General features: G+C 60.1%; 22 protein-coding genes. 4 read left to right on the top strand and 18 right to left on the bottom strand.

Going from position 1 to position 21,607, the window contains the following annotated elements; genetic code table 11:
- From MKS85_RS09500 to MKS85_RS09535, 8 genes are all read right to left on the bottom strand, one after another.
- A complete protein-coding gene (locus tag MKS85_RS09500) occupies positions 1 to 2,145 on the bottom strand; it encodes a phage tail protein (RefSeq protein WP_223194409.1) in 2,145 nt (714 codons plus the stop codon).
- Positions 2,146 to 2,781, bottom strand: a complete 636-nt coding sequence (locus MKS85_RS09505; protein ID WP_139051042.1) for a phage tail protein I — start codon at positions 2,779 to 2,781, stop codon at positions 2,146 to 2,148. It abuts the gene before it with no gap.
- Positions 2,778 to 3,773 carry a baseplate J/gp47 family protein gene (locus MKS85_RS09510; RefSeq protein ID WP_139051043.1) on the bottom strand — a complete coding sequence of 332 codons (996 nt, stop codon included), beginning with the start codon at positions 3,771 to 3,773 and terminating at the stop codon, positions 2,778 to 2,780. Before MKS85_RS09510 ends, MKS85_RS09505 begins: the two co-directional genes overlap by 4 nt.
- Positions 3,770 to 4,102: a phage baseplate protein gene (locus MKS85_RS09515; RefSeq protein ID WP_047229990.1), complete on the bottom strand. Its 333-nt coding sequence runs from the start codon at positions 4,100 to 4,102 to the stop codon at positions 3,770 to 3,772. The genes MKS85_RS09510 and MKS85_RS09515 overlap by 4 nt, the downstream gene beginning before the upstream one ends.
- An 11-nt stretch (positions 4,103 to 4,113) precedes the next feature.
- Positions 4,114 to 4,725 carry a phage baseplate assembly protein V gene (locus tag MKS85_RS09520; RefSeq protein WP_076386163.1) on the bottom strand — a complete coding sequence of 204 codons (612 nt, stop codon included), beginning with the start codon at positions 4,723 to 4,725 and terminating at the stop codon, positions 4,114 to 4,116.
- Positions 4,726 to 4,728: 3 nt separating this feature from the next.
- The gene (locus MKS85_RS09525) at positions 4,729 to 5,241 is read right to left on the bottom strand and encodes a hypothetical protein (RefSeq protein WP_139051044.1); all 513 of its coding nucleotides are present in this window, start codon (positions 5,239 to 5,241) and stop codon (positions 4,729 to 4,731) included.
- Between the two features lie 47 nt (positions 5,242 to 5,288).
- A complete protein-coding gene (locus MKS85_RS09530) occupies positions 5,289 to 5,639 on the bottom strand; it encodes a phage holin family protein (protein WP_047229987.1) in 351 nt (116 codons plus the stop codon).
- Positions 5,640 to 6,154: 515 nt separating this feature from the next.
- Positions 6,155 to 6,889 carry an XRE family transcriptional regulator gene (locus tag MKS85_RS09535; RefSeq protein ID WP_139051067.1) on the bottom strand — a complete coding sequence of 245 codons (735 nt, stop codon included), beginning with the start codon at positions 6,887 to 6,889 and terminating at the stop codon, positions 6,155 to 6,157.
- Positions 6,890 to 7,534: 645 nt separating this feature from the next.
- Between MKS85_RS09535 and MKS85_RS09540 the strand changes: the two genes are divergently transcribed.
- From MKS85_RS09540 to fdxA, 3 genes are all read left to right on the top strand, one after another.
- Positions 7,535 to 7,894 carry a DUF6124 family protein gene (locus MKS85_RS09540; protein WP_139051045.1) on the top strand — a complete coding sequence of 120 codons (360 nt, stop codon included), beginning with the start codon at positions 7,535 to 7,537 and terminating at the stop codon, positions 7,892 to 7,894.
- Positions 7,895 to 8,553: 659 nt separating this feature from the next.
- A complete protein-coding gene (mutS, locus tag MKS85_RS09545; RefSeq protein ID WP_076386171.1) occupies positions 8,554 to 11,133 on the top strand; it encodes a DNA mismatch repair protein MutS in 2,580 nt (859 codons plus the stop codon).
- 142 nt (positions 11,134 to 11,275) lie between these two features.
- Positions 11,276 to 11,599: a ferredoxin FdxA gene (gene fdxA / locus MKS85_RS09550; RefSeq protein ID WP_047227589.1), complete on the top strand. Its 324-nt coding sequence runs from the start codon at positions 11,276 to 11,278 to the stop codon at positions 11,597 to 11,599.
- Positions 11,600 to 12,096: 497 nt separating this feature from the next.
- Here fdxA and rpoS read toward each other — a convergent pair whose 3' ends face one another.
- From rpoS to MKS85_RS09590, 8 genes are all read right to left on the bottom strand, one after another.
- On the bottom strand, positions 12,097 to 13,104 hold the full coding sequence (gene rpoS, locus MKS85_RS09555; protein ID WP_047227588.1) for an RNA polymerase sigma factor RpoS: 1,008 nt from the start codon (positions 13,102 to 13,104) through the stop codon (positions 12,097 to 12,099).
- A gap of 106 nt (positions 13,105 to 13,210) precedes the next feature.
- Positions 13,211 to 14,056, bottom strand: a complete 846-nt coding sequence (locus MKS85_RS09560; protein ID WP_047227587.1) for a peptidoglycan DD-metalloendopeptidase family protein — start codon at positions 14,054 to 14,056, stop codon at positions 13,211 to 13,213.
- A gap of 226 nt (positions 14,057 to 14,282) precedes the next feature.
- Positions 14,283 to 14,918, bottom strand: coding sequence for a protein-L-isoaspartate(D-aspartate) O-methyltransferase (locus MKS85_RS09565; protein ID WP_171061419.1), 636 nt, complete (start codon positions 14,916 to 14,918; stop codon positions 14,283 to 14,285).
- A gap of 41 nt (positions 14,919 to 14,959) precedes the next feature.
- Entirely contained in the window at positions 14,960 to 15,709 is a 750-nt protein-coding gene (surE, locus tag MKS85_RS09570) for a 5'/3'-nucleotidase SurE (RefSeq protein ID WP_047227585.1), read from the bottom strand.
- Entirely contained in the window at positions 15,697 to 16,755 is a 1,059-nt protein-coding gene (gene truD, locus MKS85_RS09575) for a tRNA pseudouridine(13) synthase TruD (protein WP_047227584.1), read from the bottom strand. The genes surE and truD overlap by 13 nt, the downstream gene beginning before the upstream one ends.
- Entirely contained in the window at positions 16,752 to 17,225 is a 474-nt protein-coding gene (gene ispF / locus MKS85_RS09580; protein WP_188251263.1) for a 2-C-methyl-D-erythritol 2,4-cyclodiphosphate synthase, read from the bottom strand. The genes truD and ispF overlap by 4 nt, the downstream gene beginning before the upstream one ends.
- Positions 17,226 to 17,319: 94 nt before the next feature.
- On the bottom strand, positions 17,320 to 18,174 hold the full coding sequence (fghA, locus tag MKS85_RS09585) for an S-formylglutathione hydrolase (protein WP_171061420.1): 855 nt from the start codon (positions 18,172 to 18,174) through the stop codon (positions 17,320 to 17,322).
- Between the two features lie 82 nt (positions 18,175 to 18,256).
- Positions 18,257 to 19,369, bottom strand: a complete 1,113-nt coding sequence (locus MKS85_RS09590; protein ID WP_139051048.1) for an S-(hydroxymethyl)glutathione dehydrogenase/class III alcohol dehydrogenase — start codon at positions 19,367 to 19,369, stop codon at positions 18,257 to 18,259.
- Between the two features lie 107 nt (positions 19,370 to 19,476).
- Between MKS85_RS09590 and MKS85_RS09595 the strand changes: the two genes are divergently transcribed.
- Positions 19,477 to 20,373 (top strand): LysR substrate-binding domain-containing protein, encoded by an 897-nt coding sequence (locus MKS85_RS09595; protein WP_047227581.1) that lies wholly within the window; start codon positions 19,477 to 19,479, stop codon positions 20,371 to 20,373.
- A gap of 135 nt (positions 20,374 to 20,508) precedes the next feature.
- Here MKS85_RS09595 and ispD read toward each other — a convergent pair whose 3' ends face one another.
- Positions 20,509 to 21,216: a 2-C-methyl-D-erythritol 4-phosphate cytidylyltransferase gene (ispD, locus tag MKS85_RS09600; RefSeq protein WP_188251264.1), complete on the bottom strand. Its 708-nt coding sequence runs from the start codon at positions 21,214 to 21,216 to the stop codon at positions 20,509 to 20,511.
- Positions 21,213 to 21,491 carry a cell division protein FtsB gene (gene ftsB, locus MKS85_RS09605; RefSeq protein ID WP_047227579.1) on the bottom strand — a complete coding sequence of 93 codons (279 nt, stop codon included), beginning with the start codon at positions 21,489 to 21,491 and terminating at the stop codon, positions 21,213 to 21,215. The genes ispD and ftsB overlap by 4 nt, the downstream gene beginning before the upstream one ends.
- Positions 21,492 to 21,607: the final 116 nt, after the last annotated feature.

Consider the following 21,607-nt stretch of genomic DNA (forward strand, 5'->3'; position numbering starts at 1 on the left):
TCACCACTGAATAATTACGTTGCCGGCGGCACCGGGGCCGCCGTTGTAGCCGAAGTACGCACCTGACCCACCGCCGCCAGGCCCCATACCCCCGTTACCTGGATATGGCCCTTGCGTGCATCGACCGCCGGGTCCGCCACCTGAGCCGCCCACAGTCCCATAGCTAACGTGCCCAACCCCAAGAGACGTATTGAAATCCCCACCAGTACCGACCCCGCCATTCCCAGGTCCATTCGCCAAACCCGCCGCCGCGTTGCCTATGCCACCAATCCCACCGGTTGCGGATAGATAGGTTCCAAACGACGATGTTGCGCCGGTTTCACCGATGCTTCCCTCCACGGTAGCGCCATCGCCACCAGCGCCTACAGTCACGGTAACGCTGGTTACGTTCGAGAGATCAACTAACTTTTGCGCCCAACCACCGCCACCACCGCCACCTGATCCTGCCCCGGAGACTCTTGCACGACCGCCGCCGCCCCCACCCCCAATTACCGTAACCCAGACCTTCTTAACCCCGGCTGGCACCGCCCAGGTAAACACCCCTGCGGCCTTGTAGGTCTGAGTCGCCTTGAAAGGGCCGTGTCGACTGGTTGTGATTTCCTCCCAGTCTTTCCACTGCCCATCCTCACGACGTGCACGGATCGCCATGCCAACCTCATCCCCCGACATTCCCGAGATCAGCGTTTGCGTCAGACGCTCGCCAACATTGGAAAGGCCAGAAACCTTGAGACCGTAACGTCTGGTAGGACTCCAACCAGGTGGGAGGTTGAGCTGGCCAGCCGCGGCTGTCAGGTAATCACCAGGCACTGTGTAGTCATTCAAATCCTGCGCTGTACCGACGATTGCCCGGCCGACCCCAAACGACCCTGTGCCAAGCATGGCGCCCGGAGTTAAATCGAGCGGGTTAGCCTGTTTTGGCGTGTTGCCGCTACTCCATATCTGCGTCCAGGGAGTCCAGACACCGTTAGCAGTACGCGTGCGCATGCAGGTGATCGGCAGAATGGCGTTCACCAATGAATCCCAAAATTGCGTAGCCATGTTGCTATTGCCGCGCTCCATGTGAAACACAGTACCGTTCGGGATTGCCCCCGTGCCTTGCGGCTCTGGATAAACTGGCTTGGTACCGGTTGTACTGGTGGTGACCATGTACACGCCAGTCAGCGAGAGAGTGTCGAGGTTCCCGGCATAGTTGAATGCGGTAGCACCCAAACCAAACTGAGCCATGATGGCCCGAACCGCCGCTGACGTAGCAATCTGGGAGCTGTTGTCGGTTCCCGCTACTGTCGGGGCCGTTGGTGTGCCCGACAAGGCCGGGGAATTAAGAGGCGCAAACCCCTGCGTCACATTCTGAAAACTCAACGCCGTAGTGCCCAGAACAATCCCACCATCCGTAACTAACTGCCAAATCGTATTAGCAAGCGTCGCCCCCTCTTCGACCGGAACACTCAATCCTGAAGTAACCTCGGCATTCGCATCAGCATCCTTTGCCCGAACCCAAGCGCCGTTCGCAGCAACGTAGATACCGTTGTCTTTCGCCAAGGTCTGGGATTTAACAAGCACCCGATTCCCGGCAACCACGGCAACACCGTCAATCGCCTGGGCACCACTCAAAACAATGTTAGCCGTCGTCGCCACCCGCACAGACTGCTTCCTGTCGAGCTTGGCCAGCTCATCAGCGACGTAGCTGGCAACCCAAGCCCGCGTCGCCTTGACCACCGTGTCATCAATCAGCAGCGTCACCAACTCAGCATTACTGGTCTCGAAAATAGACCGGATATAAAACTCTTTCCCCGAACCCGACGTCGCCAACACCGGCTTGAACGACTCCGGATATTTGACGATCGCATACAGAACCCCGGTATCGGTCCAGATCCCGGCCTCACGCACATACCAGCCGCCCACGTCGGGCGGGATGGTGACTTCAGCGAGCAACCAGCTCGGGTTTTTCTCATCCTGGAACAGCGCATTGAGTGGCCCGCGCCACACTTCGCGTTTGAGCGCCGTGGCGGTTGCGGCCGGGTTGTAAACTTCGCCGCCGCCGTCACCGACAGAAATCTGCGACAGCTTGATCGGTGTGCCCGCCGCCTTGCAGGCGGTTTCGTAGGCGATCCCCGCATCGGTGAGCAGGGTGTAGTAGTCGGCCATTTAGGACCCCTGTGGATAAATAGTGGAGGTTTCGACGGTGTAGAGCGCGGCGGCCTTGAAGGCCTGGCCCGAGGCTTCAAGCCCTTCGATGACAATCGGATAAACCGTGGTGAGTTCGCCGCACACCGTGGCGGCGCCGATGACGTGACGGCCGAACGCACTCAAGCCGACAGAGACCGTCAAGGTGTCGCGCTCGCTTTTGGCGTCGGCCAGACGGCGGTCGAGACGGGCGTCGATGGCTTCGCTGTAGGGCTGTTCGGTAAACGCCCTGACGTAAAAGCTGTAGGGCGGGCCGGGGGGCGTTTGCTCATGCCAAGCGCGCACCTCAGGCATCAGTTGCAAACCCTTGGCGGCGTTTTCCAGCGCCTTTCGCGTCCCGGCTTGCCGTGCGGTGGGCCAGGCCAGTTCAACCGTCAGGCGCTTTTCAGCTTCGGGCGCCGCAGAGCTCCACTCACTGACCCCGCGATCCGCCGCGAGATAGGGCAGGAACGCCAAAGGCGTGGCTGCCGGATTCATCAACTCGGGAAACGGCGGATCGATACGCTCCAGCAGCCGGGCGAAACCCAGATCGAGCGCCCTTTCCAGCGGCGAACTGTTGGCCGGCAGCAGGCTTGGGCGAGGTGTGTCGTCACTCATAACGTATCCACCTCGACCTCGACACCCGTGCAGTACGGAGCTTGAAAAGCCGTTGTCACAATCGGCTCGAGCGGTTCGAGAATCTGCAGCTGAACCGCCCCCGCGCTGTGCAGCGTGTAGTCGATCCAACTCGGGTCCACCCGGCCCTCCAAGTGATGACAGGCCTCGGCGTACGCCTGCAGCTGCTGTTGTGCCGCAACCTGGGTCAAACCCGAATCCGGGCCGGCATTGATCTTCGCCACGACGCGGATTTTGTAGGGTTTGATTTGCGCAGCCTGGACGATGACGTGATCCGTCTCCGGTCGCACATCAGGACGAGCGAAGTGCTGACGAACACCCTCAAGGAGTGTCTCGGACGGTGTGCCATCGCCCTCCCGGGACAGCACCGTGACCGTGACTTCGCCCGGCGCGGTGCGGCGTCCGTTGCCGTCCTTGACCTGCGCCGCATAGCCATCCGGGTTGAAGGTGTAGGTAACCGTCACGACACCGGCCGAGGCGTTTTCCACCTTCACGACGGGCCGTTCACCCAGGGTAAAAATCTCCCGCCGATACTGCATGCGCGAGCCGGCCGCCGGGGCATGGGGCGCAAGGTAATAGCGCAAGCGGGCGTCATCATCGCTCTCGTAAACCGGAGGGATGGGCGGGAATGCTGCCGGGTCGCCAGGATCGAGCAACTGGCGTTCGAGGCCCATGTCCGCGAGGCGGGCATCGAGGTTGGTCCCCGTGGCCCACCACGCCAGCATCTGCTTGATGCGGGCGTTGTATTTGCGTTCGTGGGTTTGCAGGCGGACGCAGAACGCCTCCAGGGCCAGGGTCAGCAATTCGCTTTCGTTTTCGAGGCTGTCCACCAGCTTCGCCGCGCTGGCGGGAGAGCGTGCGGCGACGTACTCGACCACGAAGGTCTTGAACTCTGCGAGCAAGTCTTCGAACGCTTCGACAGTGACGATTGCCGGTTCGGCCAATTGGTTCTGGCCGGGTATCAACATGCTCATGTCACCACCTCGAAAGTCTGTTTGCGGTTTTTCCAGGTGCCGGCGAAGCGCAACAACAAGCCGGCGCCGTGTCGGCTGGCAACAATGACCTGCGGCTCGAAGTCGCCGATGCCGTTGTCCGGGTTGTAGAACGCTTGGGCCGCGTGGCTCTGGGCAAGGATCAGCAGGTCATCGCCGAGGTTCTGCCCGAGCAATTGCGTGAGGGCGCAGCCATACAGAGGGCGCTTCTGGCGAGTGCCCAACGGCGTGGTCAATGCACGGGTGGCGCGCTGCACGAACTGCAGCCAGTCGTCGACCGTGGCGCCGGTATTTCGATCGATTCCAATCATGAGGAAATCTCTTATGCGGTACTGATGACGCGCCCCTGGTGATCCACCACCGGGCCGCTCAGGTGCACACCGGACGCGTCGAGCCGTATGCCGACGGCGCCCAGTTGCAATTCGATGGCCTGCGGCGTCATCGCCAGCCTCGCCGGGCCAATGCTTAAGTCGATGGACTCACGGGAACCGGTGAATGCCGTCGGGCCGTTTTGCCAGTGCAGGACATGGCTGGCGTGGTCGTAGCCGTTTTCCGTGCCGTCCTGATAGCGGCGTCGCGTCAGTGATGCCTGTGTGGAGACGGGCGGGAATTGACCGCCATTGAGGCCGAACAACGCAACCGACTGCCCACCGCTCTCACCGCCGCCATGGTTCAGCAGCAGGCACTGCTCGCCCACGGAGGGAATCCGCGACTCGCTCTGTTCGCCAGCGCTGGGATTGAAAAAACGGATCGCGGGGGTCAGCAATTCGCCATGGCTGACCTTGCAGGTGTTGCTGGCCGCGTCGACTTCCTGACAAACGCCGATGCGACAGAAACTGTCGGCGCGCCGATGCAGGTCTTCCAGCTCGGTTTCCATCTCGGCCAGACGCTCGATGAGCGGCCCCAGATGCATCCGTAATAGCGCATCAAACATGGGTCAGCCCTCAAGTGCGGTGTATTGAGCCGGGTCATCGATGTTCGAGACTTCCCAGGTCCGGGCAAATTTCGGGATGCCCAACGGGTCCTCCAGCAGCGTCGGGCCGAGGTACAGGGTTTGAGTGAAGGAAAGGGTCCAGGCGGTGTATGCCCGGGCTTCGTGGGTGAACGTGGATGCACGGCCATCGATCTCCGTGGGCAGATCACATTGATCGCCCGACAGCCCCCAGCGGTTATCCACCACCAGATGTTTCAGCTCACCGGCCAGATCGCACGCCTCCCATCCCGCAACGGCCATGACCACTTGCAGGGAAACCGTCAGGACATGGGCGATACGTCCGTCGTTGGCGCGGTTGCCTGACGCATCACGTTCGAGGGCAATCAGCACCCAGGGTTGGTCGTCGGTGCCATCGAACTCCTGGGGGCTGCCGATTTTCAAAGTGGGATAAGTGGCGCGTAGCGTCTGGGCAATGGCGAAGAACAGCTGCGACGGTTTTTCGAGGGCGGCAGGCATCAAGGTCTCCTGTTTTTTATGGCGGCACGAAGATCAGCAGCGAGGGATCAATGTTGGTCGGAACGGGAATCACGCGGCGGCAGCTCACTGACGCCCATCCGCTTGGCGGCCCAGCGTTCGTAAAGCCCGATGGCCACGTCCGCCCCGGCCATCGCCGTCAGGCAACCGAAGGCTCCTGCGGCCCAGATCGACAGGCCCATGGCGTACAACAGCATGATCGCCGAGACGCCGCAGACCATGCAGGCGCCGGAACGCAGGGCCAGGCGACGCAGTAGCGACCAGCCGCGGGCGCCCTCTTTGTCGGCACGCCACATCTCGCCGGTCACGCCGCCCACCAGGGCGAGCACGATGACCAGCCAGATCGGCATGTCCAGCAACGCTTGTTGCTCGTTTGTCATGTCACGCCTCCTGGGGTGATGGATGAGAAATGTGTGTTGGGTTCAAACGATGTCTCTTGAGGTAGGCATTCCAAAAAGCCCGGGGTGAACCGGGCTTTTCAGTAATGCGGTCCTTCGCCTTCCCTGGCCGATGGCCAGAAGGAAGTTGATCTTTCGGCGCGACTGGCGCGGTACGGATCCATTCATATTGTTTTTCCGACCGCGGTCCCTGCCCGCCGGATAACTGCTTCTGGTGCTTTACGCTGCACACCCGGGTCAGTTGCCAACCCTCTGAACCGTTAAGGCCGGTTCATCGCTGCCTGTTGGTGGAACTAAAGAGCTTCGTTGCCAGCCGCTTTGTCGAGCGGCTTGGACACAGAATATGCATGGATGCATATACAGTCAATGCGTAAATGCATTTATTTATGCGCGGCGAATGCATAGACGCATAAAGCCCAGCAAACACAGGGGTCAGGGGATTTTCACAGGCGTAAAAAAACCCGCACGATGGCGGGTTTTATCTGACAGCGGAGGGGTTAACGGGCGTACATTCCCCACCAGAAGACGTGGCCGAGGATGACGATTTGCTCATCCTGCATGTCCTGGAAGGTGTAGTCCTCATCTGGATGCTCGTCGCGGTTGAAGCTGCGCAGGCGGATGCCGGTGGGCAGGCGGTAAAGCTGCTTCACCCGCAGTTGACCGTTGTGGTTGATGGCATAGAGATCGCCGTCGACGATGTCGCCGATCCCGCATTTGCCTGCGTTCACCCCGACCGTGGCGCCATCGCGCAGCACTGGCAACATGCTGTTGCCGCGTACCGTCACGCATTTGGCCTGGTCGAACTGCACGCCGTTATGACGCAGGCTGCGCTTGCCAAAGCGCAGACTTGAGCGCTCGCTTTCCTCGATGACGAATCTTCCTGATCCAGCAGCCAATTCAACCTCACGCAGAAAAGGGACCGACACCTCGTCTTCTTCGACGGGGGTGTCGTCATCCCACAGGCTTATGTCCTTGAGTTCGGAATGCGGCTCGTCGCGGCGCGGATGGCCGGCAGACGCAATGTCCGCGCGCCCGCGCAACTGATCGGTACTCACGGCAAAGTATTCGGCGATCTTCGAGATGTGTTTATCCGAAGGGTCGACAATCTTGCCGCTGAGAATCCGCGACAGGGTTGACTGAGGCACGCCGGTACGACGGTGAAGCTCCGTGGGGGAGATCCCGTGCTGATCGAGCAATGCTCTTAATACGGAAGAAACGTTGCGTTTTTGCATAGCGCGCATGATGCGGGTTCTTTTTGCAGAAGACAAATGCTGTTTTGCATAAGTATGCATATCGATGATGAAGTGTTTCCGTCCAACATCAATGCAAGCTGAACCACCGCTATCGCGAGCAAGCTCGCTCCCACAGGGGATTTGGGGTGTATGCGAGTTCTGTGAACGACTCGGTAAAACTGTGGGAGCGAGCCTGCTCGCGATGACGGCGGAACATTCAACACCGATGCAGACGGCCCTAACGCGCTGGGCTGGTGTCAGCTATTGTCAGCGCTTGGAAACCCCCTACAACCTCGTGGGAAACCGCCCGATCTGCGTCCTTCAAATTTGCGAGGCCGGGCTACGTCGCCTTGCGCCTCTGCCTACAACTGCGCCAGAATCCGCCGGCTTGTCCACCTTGGATCCAATTAGTACTTTTGATCCCGTCACTGCCCATCAGTGATCGGGTTTAGTCGCTCGGTATTCCAAGGTGCTCATTGCTCCATTCAGTCAGGTATCCCCACTCCTGCACTTGATGGTGGCTGTGCGCAGGGCGCCCTCGGGCGCGCCGGTTCCTTGGATCCCCGGTCGACTAACCTGCGTACAGCTGCCCCCCCCTCGTTTAGTCGCGAGTGAGTGGTGGCTCAATCTCAAGGATCCAAAAGCATGTTCAAGAACACTCCAAATCCCCCAACTTCAGACGATCACATCGCCCGCACCCAATCGGCCAAAGCCAAAAAACTCGACGAAGCCGCCACCCGCGCTCTGAACTACTACCTCAAGCCGCCAGCCGACAAAGAAACATCCGACACACTCGATACCCTTTACGTCATCGCTCCGAACATCGACGCCGAGTGCCTGCTCGCCAACCACAGCGAAACCCTGGCCTCGGCCAACGCCATGGTCAGTGATCTGGCATTCGACCTGGAGGGCTCGCGACGGCATATCGCGCTGGGGGTCCAGCAGATGATCGAACTGGGGCAGTTGCTGGCGAATCGGACGCTGGATGTGGTTGAGCCGAGGTAGGCATTCACGATGCAAGCCGAGACCTAAGAGAAGCCCGAGTAATCACTGTGGGAGCGAGCTTGCTCGCGATAGCGGTAGTCCAGTTACAACTAAGTTGTATTGGCAGCCGTCATCGCGAGCAGGCTCGCTCCCACAATTGGATCGGCGTACAGCCAGAGCACCAGGCCGGCTGTCAGACCGCCTTCGCGAGCAGGCTCGCTCCCTCAGGAGAAACGCGAACCCACCAAGAACCAGGTCGGCTATCAGGCCGCCTCGCGGTGGACGTTGATCTCGGCGCCCCATTAACCACGCTGGCTGAACGAAGGCATTGCGCAGTGGGCAACCCGGCATGGATGCCGGGTTAGCCGCGCTGGGCCATGGATGGCCCTTCGCGGCGGCCCACGGAGCAATGCCTTCGTTCAGGCATGCCGAGCCTAAGCGAGGCACCGAGTGGTGGGGCAGAAGCGCTTTGGTTACTTTCGCGCTTTTCGAAAGTGACCCGCCGTAAGGGCGGAACCATAAGCAGCCGTTACCGCAGCAACGGATATACATACGATCCCAACAACACTCATCCCTGGGTCCCCCCCGACCGCCCATGTTAACCTTGCGCCCATCGCGGAAAAGCCGGGCCAATGCCCCTCCTTTTGCCCCACACCTTTCAACGAGCCTCCCTGACACCCATGAATACAGCCGTAAACGACCTCTCCAGCCACACGCCGATGATGCAACAATACTGGCGCCTGAAGAATCAGCACCCCGATCAGCTGATGTTCTACCGCATGGGCGACTTCTACGAGATCTTCTACGAGGACGCGAAGAAAGCCGCCAAGCTATTGGACATCACCCTGACGGCGCGTGGGCAATCGGCGGGCATGGCGATTCCGATGTGTGGGATTCCTTACCACGCGGCGGAAGGTTACCTGGCCAAGCTGGTCAAGCTCGGCGAGTCGGTGGTGATCTGCGAGCAGGTCGGCGACCCGGCTACCAGTAAAGGACCGGTGGAACGCCAAGTCGTACGGATCATCACGCCGGGCACGGTCAGTGATGAAGCCTTGCTGGATGAACGCCGGGACAACCTGATCGCCGCCGTGCTGGGCGATGAGCGCCTGTTCGGCCTGGCGGTGCTGGACATCACCAGCGGCAATTTCTCGGTGCTGGAAATCAAGGGCTGGGAAAACCTGCTGGCGGAATTGGAGCGGGTCAATCCGGTGGAGTTGCTGATCCCGGATGACTGGCCCAAAGACCTGCCGGCGGAAAAACGCCGTGGCGTGCGGCGCCGGGCGCCGTGGGATTTTGAGCGCGACTCGGCGCTGAAAAGTCTCTGCCAGCAGTTCTCCACTCAGGACCTTAAAGGCTTCGGTTGCGAAAACCTGACCCTGGCCATTGGCGCTGCCGGCTGCCTGCTGGCTTACGCCAAGGAAACCCAGCGCACCGCCCTGCCCCACTTGCGCAGCCTGCGTCATGAGCGCCTGGATGACACCGTGGTGCTGGACGGCGCGAGCCGACGCAACCTGGAGCTGGACACCAACCTGGCCGGCGGGCGCGACAACACCCTGCAATCGGTGGTCGATCGCTGCCAGACCGCCATGGGCAGCCGTCTGCTGACCCGTTGGCTGAACCGTCCGCTGCGAGACCTGACGGTGCTGCTGGCGCGTCAGAGCTCTATTACCTGCCTGCTGGATCGTTATCGCTTCGAGCAGTTGCAACCGCAACTCAAGGAAATCGGGGACATCGAGCGGATCCTGGCGCGTATCGGCCTGCGCAACGCCCGCCCCCGTGACCTGGCGCGCCTGCGCGATGCCCTCGGCGCCCTGCCCGAGCTTCAGGTGGCGATGACCGACCTGGAAGCGCCGCACCTGCAACAACTGGCGCGCACCACCAGCACTTACCCGGAGCTGGCTGCGCTGCTGGAAAAGGCCATTATCGACAACCCGCCAGCGGTGATCCGTGACGGCGGTGTGCTGAAAACCGGCTACGACGCCGAACTCGACGAGTTGCAATCGCTGAGCGAGAACGCCGGGCAGTTCCTGATCGACCTCGAAGCCCGGGAAAAAGCCCGTACCGGCCTGGCCAATCTCAAGGTCGGTTACAACCGTATCCACGGTTACTTCATCGAATTGCCGAGCAAACAGGCCGAACAGGCGCCAGCTGACTACATTCGTCGCCAGACGCTCAAAGGCGCCGAGCGTTTCATCACCCCGGAACTCAAGGCGTTTGAAGACAAGGCGTTGTCGGCCAAGAGCCGCGCCCTGGCCCGGGAAAAGATGCTCTATGAGGCGCTGCTCGAAGACTTGATCAGCCAACTGCCGCCGCTGCAGGACACCGCCGGCGCCTTGGCGGAGCTGGACGTGCTGAGCAACCTGGCCGAACGCGCGCTGAACCTGGACCTCAACTGCCCGCGGTTTGTCAGCGAGCCGTGCATGCGCATCACCCAGGGTCGTCACCCGGTGGTTGAGCAGGTATTGACCACGCCGTTCGTGGCCAACGACCTGAGCCTGGATGACAACACCCGCATGCTGGTGATCACCGGTCCGAACATGGGCGGTAAATCCACCTACATGCGTCAGACCGCCTTGATCGTGCTGCTGGCCCACATTGGCAGTTTCGTACCGGCAGCCAGTTGCGAATTGTCCCTGGTGGACCGGATCTTTACCCGCATCGGTTCCAGCGATGACCTGGCCGGCGGGCGTTCGACCTTCATGGTGGAAATGAGCGAAACCGCGAACATCCTGCACAACGCCACCGAACGCAGCCTGGTGCTGATGGACGAGGTCGGACGCGGCACCAGCACCTTCGACGGCCTGTCCCTGGCTTGGGCAGCGGCCGAACGGCTGGCGCACCTGCGGGCGTACACGCTGTTTGCCACCCACTATTTCGAACTCACCGTACTGCCGGAAAGCCAGCCACTGGTGGCTAACGTGCATCTCAATGCCACCGAGCACAACGAGCGCATCGTATTCCTGCACCATGTGCTTCCCGGCCCGGCCAGCCAGAGCTACGGCCTGGCGGTGGCGCAACTGGCCGGCGTCCCCAGCGAAGTGATCAGCCGTGCGCGCGAGCACCTGAGCCGTCTGGAAACCACCAGCCTGCCCCACGAAACACCGCGCCCGAGCAAAGGCAAACCGGCGGCTCCGCAGCAGAGCGACCTGTTCGCCAGCCTGCCGCATCCGGTGCTTGATGAACTGGCCAAAGTGGATCTGGACGACCTGACGCCACGTCGGGCACTTGAATTGCTTTATTCATTGAAGACACGGATCTAACGCACTGGCGTTCAAGCTGGTAGAATCTCGCGCGGTTTGGGATGCTGCGGACTATTAGCCTGGTCCACAGACTATCGCTCCCGAACCTGGCGAGCCCACCGTGAAGGGGTTCCGCTGCCGCCGCCTGAGGAGAGAATTAGAAATGACCTTCGTCGTCACCGACAACTGCATCAAGTGCAAGTACACCGACTGCGTAGAAGTCTGTCCGGTGGACTGCTTTTACGAAGGGCCGAACTTCCTGGTCATTCACCCGGACGAGTGCATCGATTGCGCCCTGTGTGAACCGGAATGCCCGGCGACTGCCATCTTCTCGGAAGACGAAGTGCCGGCCGGCATGGAGAACTTCATCGAGCTGAACGCCGAACTGGCGGACATCTGGCCAAATATCACCGAAAAGAAAGACAAGCTGCCAGAAGCCGATGAGTGGGATGGCAAGCCAGACAAGCTCAAAGAACTCGAACGCTGATATCACCCCTGCGCTCGTTGAAAAAGGCCCCTTGCGGGCCTTTTTGTTTTCTCGGATTCAATAAATCGCAGGCAAAAGAAAGGGGCGGTTTGACCCGCCCACATTTTTTCCCTAATCCCTTTGATCCTTTTCATCGTCCTGATGAATCGCATCCTGCGATGTCCTTCCTTCCCCATCGTCCGTGACAGGTGTGTCTGTCCGTCGACACAGGACTGATATTAGTATTTTCCCCAGCGAGTGCAATTGGCCAAACGCCGTCGCTGCGCCTCGTCACAGGACTGAAATACATAAAAATATAGTTATATATCAACAACATACGAAAAATACGACGACCTTTATAGTCGTCTATCCCTTCGACGGGAAACCAAACGCTTACGCAACACTAGGCAAAAGCTTACACGCCAAGCCGGCAAACAGAGTAAGCGCTGCAACAGCCGCCAAAGAAACGAAAAAGCCCCGAACCAGTCGGGGCTTTTCTTATTACGCGTGCGTTCCCGTTATTGGAACAACGACTCGCTCGACAGGCCGTTCTTCTCCAGGATCTCCCGAAGACGTTTAAGGCCTTCGACCTGAATCTGCCTGACCCGCTCACGGGTCAGCCCAATTTCCAGGCCCACATCTTCAAGGGTGCTGCTTTCATGACCGCGCAAGCCGAAGCGGCGAATCACCACTTCCCGTTGCTTGTCCGTGAGCTCCGAGAGCCACTGGTCGATGCTCTGGGACAAGTCATCGTCCTGGAGCAGCTCGCACGGGTCGGTAGGTCGGTCATCGGTGAGCGTGTCCAGCAGGGTCTTATCCGAGTCCGGACCCAGCGAGACATCAACCGAAGAAACCCGCTCGTTGAGCCCAAGCATGCGCTTGACCTCGCCCACCGGTTTCTCCAGCAGGTTGGCGATCTCTTCGGGTGAGGGTTCGTGGTCGAGCTTTTGGGTGAGTTCACGGGCAGCCCGCAGGTAGACGTTCAGCTCCTTGACCACATGGATCGGCAACCGGATGGTCCGGGTCTGATTCATGATCGCCCGCTCGATGGTCTGGCGAATCCACCAGGTCGCGTAGGTCGAGAAACGGAAGCCTCGCTCGGGGTCGAATTTCTCGACAGCGCGAATCAGCCCCAGGTTACCCTCTTCGATCAGGTCCAGCAGCGATAGGCCACGATTGACGTAGCGTCGGGCGATTTTCACCACCAGGCGCAGGTTGCTTTCAATCATGCGTTTTCGCCCGGCCGGGTCGCCACTTTGCGACAGACGCGCAAAATGAACTTCTTCCTCGGGGGAGAGCAGCGGCGAGAAGCCGATTTCGTTGAGGTACAGCTGAGTGGCGTCCAGCGCCCGTGTGTAGTCGATGTACTTATGTTGTTTAAGCGAAGCGGAGTGTCTGGATTTGGCACGAACGGAAGGTGGAGTCGCCCCTTCATCATTCGACATCGAATCCATAGCGATGCCGGTCTCCATAAGGAGAACCTCATCGTCGATGTCAAACTCCGGCACTTCTTTACTGAGAGCCATTGTTATAGTCCTTTGGTGAGTTCGACCTCAAGCTCAAGCGACGCCTTTATCCTTGGCAACGCTGGAGCCTGTTCCCTCTACGTGACGGAACAGGCTGACAATCAAATCAACGACGTGGCAGGAATTGCAGCGGATCGACTGGCTTACCTTGTCGGCGAATCTCAAAATGCAGTTTCACCCGGTCCGTTCCCGTTGATCCCATTTCGGCAATTTTTTGCCCGACCTTGACCTGCTGCCCCTCCCGAACCAACAGCCTGCGGTTGTGACCGTAGGCACTGACGTAGGTATCGCTGTGTTTGATGATCACGAGTTCGCCGTAGCCCCTTAAACCACTCCCGGCGTACACAACCGTGCCATCAGACGCGGCTAAAACAGGCTGTCCCAAATCCCCGGCGATATCAATTCCTTTATTCAAACTACCGTTTGAAGAGAATTTTCCAATAAGAACGCCATTAGAAGGCCATCCCCAGCCGCTCGGGCTGGGGCCTGGCGCGGGGGTAGGAGCAGGTGTCGGTTTGCTCGCGACGGACGGTACTGTTGCCGTTGCGGCACCGACCGGACGTTGAATCACCGTGGTTCTACTCGACGACGAAGCCGTCGAACCGGACTGAGTCACCACCGCGGTAGGCGTTGAACCACTGCGCCCATCAAAGCGAATTCTCTGACCCGGATGAATCGTATAGGGCGCAGGAATGTTGTTTCGCGCAGCGAGGGCTTTGTAGTCCCAGCCATAGCGAAAAGCGATGGAAAACAGCGTATCACCGCGACGGACTACATACTGACCGGTCGTTACTGTAGGACGTTGAGGCGTTGCGTTGGTGCGATCGACAACCCGGACGTTACCCGACGGGGTACTGGAGCAACCGACCAGCAAGGTACTCAAGACAAGGCCAGTCACCAGGCGCTGAAAGCTCGTGATACCCATACGCTGCGCAATGACTGTGAGACTCACCCGCCGCTCCCTTTGTGGTGGTTGAAAAATTGGAAACTGCCTGTGCAGGCAACGGTATTACAAATACAGCTGGCCGCAACCCCACCTCTATTAATGAAGCGCGAGGTGCTGCCGCACACGTTTGCTCGACGCCGTTGCAATCCGTTTAACCAATCAACGGTAAATTGATCAGCGCCGGTGTAAGACACAACCCACGCCACGGAATTCAGCGTCTGTTTATAAATGCTCAGGCCAATGGCCCGTTAAGCAACGGAACGAACCGAACCGCCCCCAGCACGTGGCGAGAAAAACCCTGTTCTTCGCGCACGATCAGCATCAACTGCTGGACTTCACCAGCCCCCACCGGAATGACCAGCCGGCCGCCGGGAGCCAGTTGATCCAGCAAGGCCTGGGGCACATCAGTGGCAACGGCGGTCACGATGATGCCGTTATAAGGTGCCAGGGCCGGCCAGCCTTCCCAGCCATCACCCCAGCGAAACACCACATTGCGCAGGTTCAGTTCCACCAGGCGTTCCTTGGCGCGATCCTGCAGCACCTTGATCCGCTCCACGGAAAATACCCGCTCCACCAGCTGCGACAACACCGCCGTCTGGTAACCCGAACCGGTGCCAATCTCCAGCACCTTGTCCAGCGGCCCCGCCTCCAGCAGCAACTCGCTCATGCGGGCCACCATATAAGGCTGGGAAATGGTCTGGTTGTGGCCGATCGGCAATGCGGTGTCTTCGTAGGCGCGATGGGCCAAGGCTTCATCGACGAACAAATGCCGTGGGGTGCGGCGAATCACTTCCAGCACCTGGGCGTTGGAAAGGCCTTCTTCATAGAGCCGTTGAATCAGGCGCTCCCGGGTACGCTGGGAGGTCATGCCGATTCCGCGGCGCAGTATATCGTCTTGCTCGCGAGCCATCAGCGCAGCCCCTCCAGCCAGCCATCGAGCGTTCGAAAAGCATCGTTGAAGGTCCGATCCAGCTGCAACGGCGTTATCGAGACATAGCCTTGCATCACTGCATGAAAATCGGTGCCTGGCCCGCCATCCTCGGCATCACCGGCGGCGGCGATCCAGTAACCGGCCTTGCCCCGGGGATCGACCACCTGCATGGGTTTGGCCGCGCGGGCACGATGCCCCAGGCGAGTGAGCTGGATGCCTCGGATGTGATCCAGTGGCAGGTTCGGAATGTTCACGTTCAGCACCGTGCGCGGTGGCAGGTCCAGCTCGCCATGGGCCTCGACCAACTTGCGGGCGAAGTAGGCGGCAGTAGGCAGATTATCGACTTGCCGCGAAACAAACGAAAAGGCAAACGACGGATGCCCGAGGAAACGGCCCTCAAGGGCGGCGGCCACGGTGCCGGAATAAAGCACGTCATCCCCCAGGTTGGCCCCCAGGTTGATGCCCGAAACCACCATGTCCGGCTCGCGCTCCAGCAAGCCGTTCAGGCCCAGGTGCACGCAGTCGGTCGGGGTGCCGTTGAGGCTGATGAAACCATTATCCAGGTAGCACGGGTGTAATGGTCGGTCGAGCGTCAGCGAACTGCTCGCGCCGCTTTTGTCCTGGTCCGGGGCGATGACCACGCATTCGGCAAAATCCGCCAGCGCAGCATAAAGCGCGGCAAGGCCGGGTGCTGTCACCCCGTCGTCGTTAGAAATCAGAATACGCATGGGCTGTCCGTCTGCCCCACCGGCACCAGATCGACGAGTTCGCGCACCAAGACAGTGGCGAAACATCCGGCCGGCAGGACGAATTCCAGTTGCAGAATGTCAGGCGAGGGATAATGCCACGACAGGCCGCCAATGGGCAGTCGCAGGATGCGACGTTCGTGACTCATTCCCGCGTTTATCAACCAGTCGCGCAGATCGGCCTCCGCCTCGGCGATGGCCTGCTCCAGATCATGGACCGCGCCGGCGGCAGGCGAAGGTCCCTCGCCCCACTGCGGCCCGGTGGGGTGCAGGTCGAGAATCGCCAGGCGTGGGTCACTGCACTCGGCCTCGCCGGCGGGGAAAAAACTGCGGCTGTCGGTGAACGCCAGCAAGTCGCCCACTTGCGCGTGCTGCCAGGTGCCATCGGCCACCCGAGCCGCCAACACCCGGTTGAACAGAAAGCTGCGGGCGGTGGACAACAGCCGCGAACGCACATTGCGCTGTTCCGGCAAAGCCTTGCGCGCCGCCCAGGCGCGGGCATCGACGAGGTTACCGCCGTCATGCCCGAAGCGCTGGGCGCCGAAATAATTGGGAATGCCCAGACGGGCGATCTGTTGCAGACGCGCATCGATCGCCGCTGGGTCGCCCTTGAACTGGGTCAGGCGCAAAGTAAAGCCATTGGCCGAGTGCGCGCCGCGTTGCAGCTTGCGTTTATGGCGACCGGTCTTGAGGATCTTCAGCGTTTCGTTTTCTGCCGCCGACAGGTCCGGGTCGGCCTTGCCCGGCAACTGGACGCTGAACCACTGGCGGGTCAGCGCCTGGCGGTCCTTGAGACCGGCATAACTGACGGTGCGCAACGATACGCCAGCGGCCTTGGCAATTCGCCGAGCCGCTTCTTCAGTGTTCAAACCGCGTTTTTCAACCCAGATCCATAAGTGCTCGCCTTCGCCCGTGAGCGGGATGTCGAGCACTTCGTCGACCTGAAAATCTTCAGCAGTGGCCTTGAGTACTGCGCTGCCCAGCGACTCGCCGTAGGCACGGGGGCCTAATAGTTCCAGTTCGGTCATGGGCGCAGCAACAAGGCAACGCTATGAACGGCAATGCCTTCTTCGCGACCGACGAAACCAAGTTTCTCGGTGGTGGTGGCTTTCACGTTGACCTGGTCCAGCTCAACTTGCAGGTCCTCGGCAATCAACCGACGCATCGTTTCGATGTGTGGCGCCATTTTTGGCGCCTGGGCGACGATGGTGTTATCGACATTGCCGACTTTCCAGCCCTTGGCCTGGATCAGCGAGACCACATGGCGCAGCAGCACCCGGCTGTCGGCGCCCTTGAACTGCGGGTCGGTGTCGGGGAAATGTTTGCCAATATCCCCCAGCGCGGCCGCGCCAAGCAAGGCGTCGCTCAAGGCGTGCAGCAGGACGTCACCGTCAGAATGCGCGAGCAGCCCGAAGCTGTGTGCAATACGCACGCCGCCCAGAGTAATGAAGTCGCCTTCAGCGAAACGGTGAACATCGTAGCCGTGGCCAATACGCATAAAAAAAACGCCCCGATTTTTGTCAGGGCGTGATTCTACCTGCATTCAGCGTGGGGAGCGCCCTCAATTAGCTCCCTCGCCAAGGGGAAACGGACTAAGAGCCCCCTAAAGCGTGGGCATGATGTTGCAAGTGATCCTCAATGAAGCTGGCGATGAAGAAGTAGCTGTGGTCGTAGCCCGGTTGCAGGCGCAGCTCCAACGGATGACCGGCAGCCTTGGCCGCTTGCTGCAAGGCTTCGGGCTTGAGCTGGTTGGCCAGGAAATCATCGCGATCGCCCTGATCCACCAGCAACGGCAGCTTTTCGCCAGCTTCGGCGATCAATGCACAGGCATCCCACTCACGCCACTTCGAGCGGTCTTCCCCCAGATAACGAGAAAACGCCTTCTGGCCCCACGGGCAATCCATCGGATTGTTGATCGGCGAAAATGCCGACACCGAGCGGTAACGCCCTGGGTTACGCAAAGCGCAGACCAGCGCGCCGTGGCCACCCATGGAGTGACCACTGATGCCGCGCTTATCCGAGGCCGGGAAATGCGCTTCGACCAAGGCCGGCAATTCCTGCACCACGTAGTCATGCATCCGATAGTGCCGCGCCCACGGTTCCTGCGTGGCGTTCAGATAAAACCCCGCACCCAGGCCAAAGTCCCAGGCACCGTCCGGATCGCCCGGCACGTCGGCGCCGCGCGGGCTGGTGTCCGGCGCGACAATAATCAGGCCCAGTTCGGCAGCCATGCGCTGGGCGCCGGCCTTTTGCATGAAGTTCTCGTCGGTGCAGGTCAACCCGGACAACCAATACACCACAGGCAACTTGCCGCCCTGCTCGGCCTGGGGCGGCAGGTACACGGCAAACACCATGTCACAACCAAGCACTTCGGAACGATGCCGGTAACGCTTGTGCCAGCCGCCGAAGCTTTTCTGGCAGGAAATGTTTTCAAGGTTCATTGGCATTTCAGCTGCAAGCGACAAGCTTCAAGCGGCAAGTGGCGGTGTACCGACTTGCAGCTTGTGGCTTGAAGCTCATGGCTGCTCCTTAGAAATTAATAACGGTACGGATGCTCTTGCCTTCATGCATCAGGTCGAACGCCTTGTTGATATCTTCCAGGCCCATGGTGTGGGTGATGAAGGTATCCAGCGGAATCTCGCCCTTCTCGGCCATTTCCACGTAGCTTGGCAATTCGCTGCGCCCGCGCACGCCGCCAAACGCCGAACCGCGCCAGACGCGCCCGGTCACCAACTGGAATGGACGGGTGGCGATTTCCTGGCCGGCCCCGGCCACACCGATGATCACCGACTCGCCCCAGCCCTTGTGGCAGCATTCCAATGCGGCGCGCATCAGTTGCACATTGCCGATGCACTCGAAGGAAAAGTCCACGCCGCCGTCCGTCATGTCGACGATGACTTCCTGGATCGGACGGTCGAAATCCTTCGGGTTGACGCAATCGGTGGCACCCAGTTGCTTGGCGATTTCGAACTTGGCCGGGTTGATGTCGATGGCAATGATGCGCGATGCCTTGGCTTTCACCGCACCAATCACCGCCGACAGGCCAATGCCGCCCAGGCCGAAGATCGCCACGGTGTCACCCGGCTTGACCTTGGCGGTGTTGAGGACCGCGCCGATACCGGTGGTGACGCCGCAACCCAGCAGGCAGACTTTTTCCAGCGGCGCTTCTTTGGGGATTTTCGCCACGGAAATTTCTGGCAATACGGTGTATTCGGAGAACGTCGAGGTCCCCATGTAGTGGAAAATCGTCTCACCCTTGTAGGAAAAGCGCGAGGTGCCATCTGGCATCAGGCCTTTGCCTTGGGTGGCGCGAATCGCCTGACACAGGTTGGTCTTGCCCGACTTACAGAATTTGCACTGGCCGCACTCCGGCGTATACAGCGGAATGACGTGATCGCCCACCGCAACCGACGTCACGCCTTCGCCGATAGCTTCGACGATGGCGCCGCCTTCATGGCCGAGGATCGACGGGAAGATCCCTTCCGGGTCGGCGCCCGACAAGGTGTAGGCATCGGTGTGGCAGACACCCGAGGCCACCACGCGCAGCAACACTTCGCCCGCCTTGGGCATGGCGACGTCGACTTCAACGATTTCCAGGGGTTTCTTGGCCTCGAAGGCAACGGCCGCGCGTGACTTGATCATGGGGAGTCTCCAGCAAATAAAAACAAGACAGGGAGTGTAATCCCTCACCGGACGATGAATAATCCAACCAAAAGCAAAACATTATTGCTGCACAGGGATAATCATTCATGTCCGATAACCGCTGGGAGGGCATTGACGAATTCGTCGCCGTGGCCGAATGCAGCCAATTCACCGCCGCAGCCGAACGCCTGGGCGTTTCGTCTTCCCACATCAGTCGACAAATCGTACGGCTTGAAGAGCGTCTGCAGACACGACTGCTGTATCGCAGTACCCGCCGGGTCACCCTGACCGAGGCCGGCCAGACGTTCTTGCAGCATTGCCAGCGCCTGCAGGACGGACGTGAAGAAGCACTGCGAGCGGTGGGCGACCTCACCAGCGAACCCAAGGGCATGTTGCGCATGACCTGTGCCGTGGCCTACGGCGAGCGGTTCATTGTGCCGCTGGTGACACGGTTCATGACGCTTTATCCGCAATTGCGGGTGGACATCGAACTGAGCAACCGCCCCCTCGATCTGGTTCACGAAGGCCTGGACCTGGCGATTCGCCTGGGCCGTTTGCAGGACTCGCGCCTGGTTGCCACGCGCCTGGCGCCACGGCGCATGTACCTGTGCGCATCGGCGTCCTACCTGGAGCGCTACGGTCGCCCCCATAGCTTGTCGGAATTGAGCCGCCACAATTGCCTGATCGGCAGCTCCGACCTCTGGCAACTGGAGCAGAACGGGCGGGAATTTTCCCAACGAGTGCAGGGAAACTGGCGTTGTAACAGCGGGCAGGCGGTGCTGGATGCGGCTTTGCAAGGGGTGGGATTGTGTCAGTTGCCGGATTATTACGTGTTGGAGCATTTGCACAGCGGGGCGTTGATATCGCTGTTAGAGGCTCACCAGCCGCCGAATACAGCGGTGTGGGCGTTGTATCCGCAGCAACGGCATTTGTCGCCGAAGGTGCGCAAGTTGGTGGATTACTTGAAGGAGGGGTTGGCGCAGCGGCCGGAGTATCGGGGGTAACACTGGTTTTCATGTGACCTGAGCGATTGCCATCGCGAGCAGGCTCGCTCCCACACTGGATCTTCAGCGGCTACAAATTTTGTGTACAGCCAAAGTCCCTTGTGGGAGCGAGCCTGCTCGCGATGGCGATTCCACTTAATGGCGATTCGCCCAACGCTGGCGCAACCACTCCAGATCTTCAGGGCGTGTGACCTTGAGGTTATCGGCCCGCCCTTCGATCAGGCGTGGCGCTTGCCCTGCCCATTCCATGGCGGACGCTTCGTCGGTAATCATGGCATCGGCCACCAGGCTGTCAGCCAGGGCCCGGTGCAGGGCACCGAGACGAAACATTTGCGGTGTATAGGCTTGCCAGATGACGCTGCGGTCAACGGTTTCCACTACACGGCCGTGCTTGTCGACTCGCTTGAGGGTGTCACGCGCCGGCACAGCCAGGAGGCCGCCGACCGGATCATTCGCCAGTTCCCTGAGCAATGTGTCCAGATCGTCCCGGGCCAGGTTGGGCCGGGCGGCGTCGTGCACCAAGACCCAGTCGTGATCATCGGCACCCTGTCCGTGAAGATGCAGCAAGGCATTGAGCACCGAATCCGAACGTTGTTCGCCACCGTCCACGCGCTGGATGCGTGTATCGCTGGCACAGGCCAGGGTCGGCCAATAAGGGTCATCGTGGGCAACACTGACCACCACGCCTTTTACGGTCGGATGATCGAGGAAACAGCCAAGGCTGTGTTCGAGAATTGTGCGTCCGCCCAGTTGCAGGTATTGCTTGGGACGGTCCGCAGCCATACGGGCTCCAACGCCCGCGGCAGGAACCACGGCCCAGAAGGCCGGCAAACGGATACTCATTGGGCCAACTGGTAGAGGGTTTCGCCCTCTTTAACCATGCCCAGTTCATGGCGAGCCCGCTCTTCAACGGTCTCCATGCCTTTTTTCAGTTCACTGACTTCGGCGTCCATCACCCGGTTACGCTCCAGCAACGCCTCGTTTTCGGCATGCTGTTCGGCAATCTGCTGAGTCAGGTCCGCCACTTGCGCCAGGCTGCCATTACCCACCCAAAGGCGGTACTGCAGGCCAGCCAGCAACAGGAGCAAGACAAGAAACAACCAATTGGGACTGCGCATCGAATCTCAGGTTTCCAGTGAAAAAGACAGCCATGCCACACTTTGAAGCGTCTGATAGCACGAAGCCTGGAAAAACCAGGCTTGTGCTTGATAAGGCATCAGATTAGAGGCAAAAC

Origin of the sequence: Pseudomonas sp. JL2, assembly GCF_031570495.1 — a bacterium.
Lineage (GTDB): Bacteria > Pseudomonadota > Gammaproteobacteria > Pseudomonadales > Pseudomonadaceae > Aquipseudomonas > Aquipseudomonas rhizophila.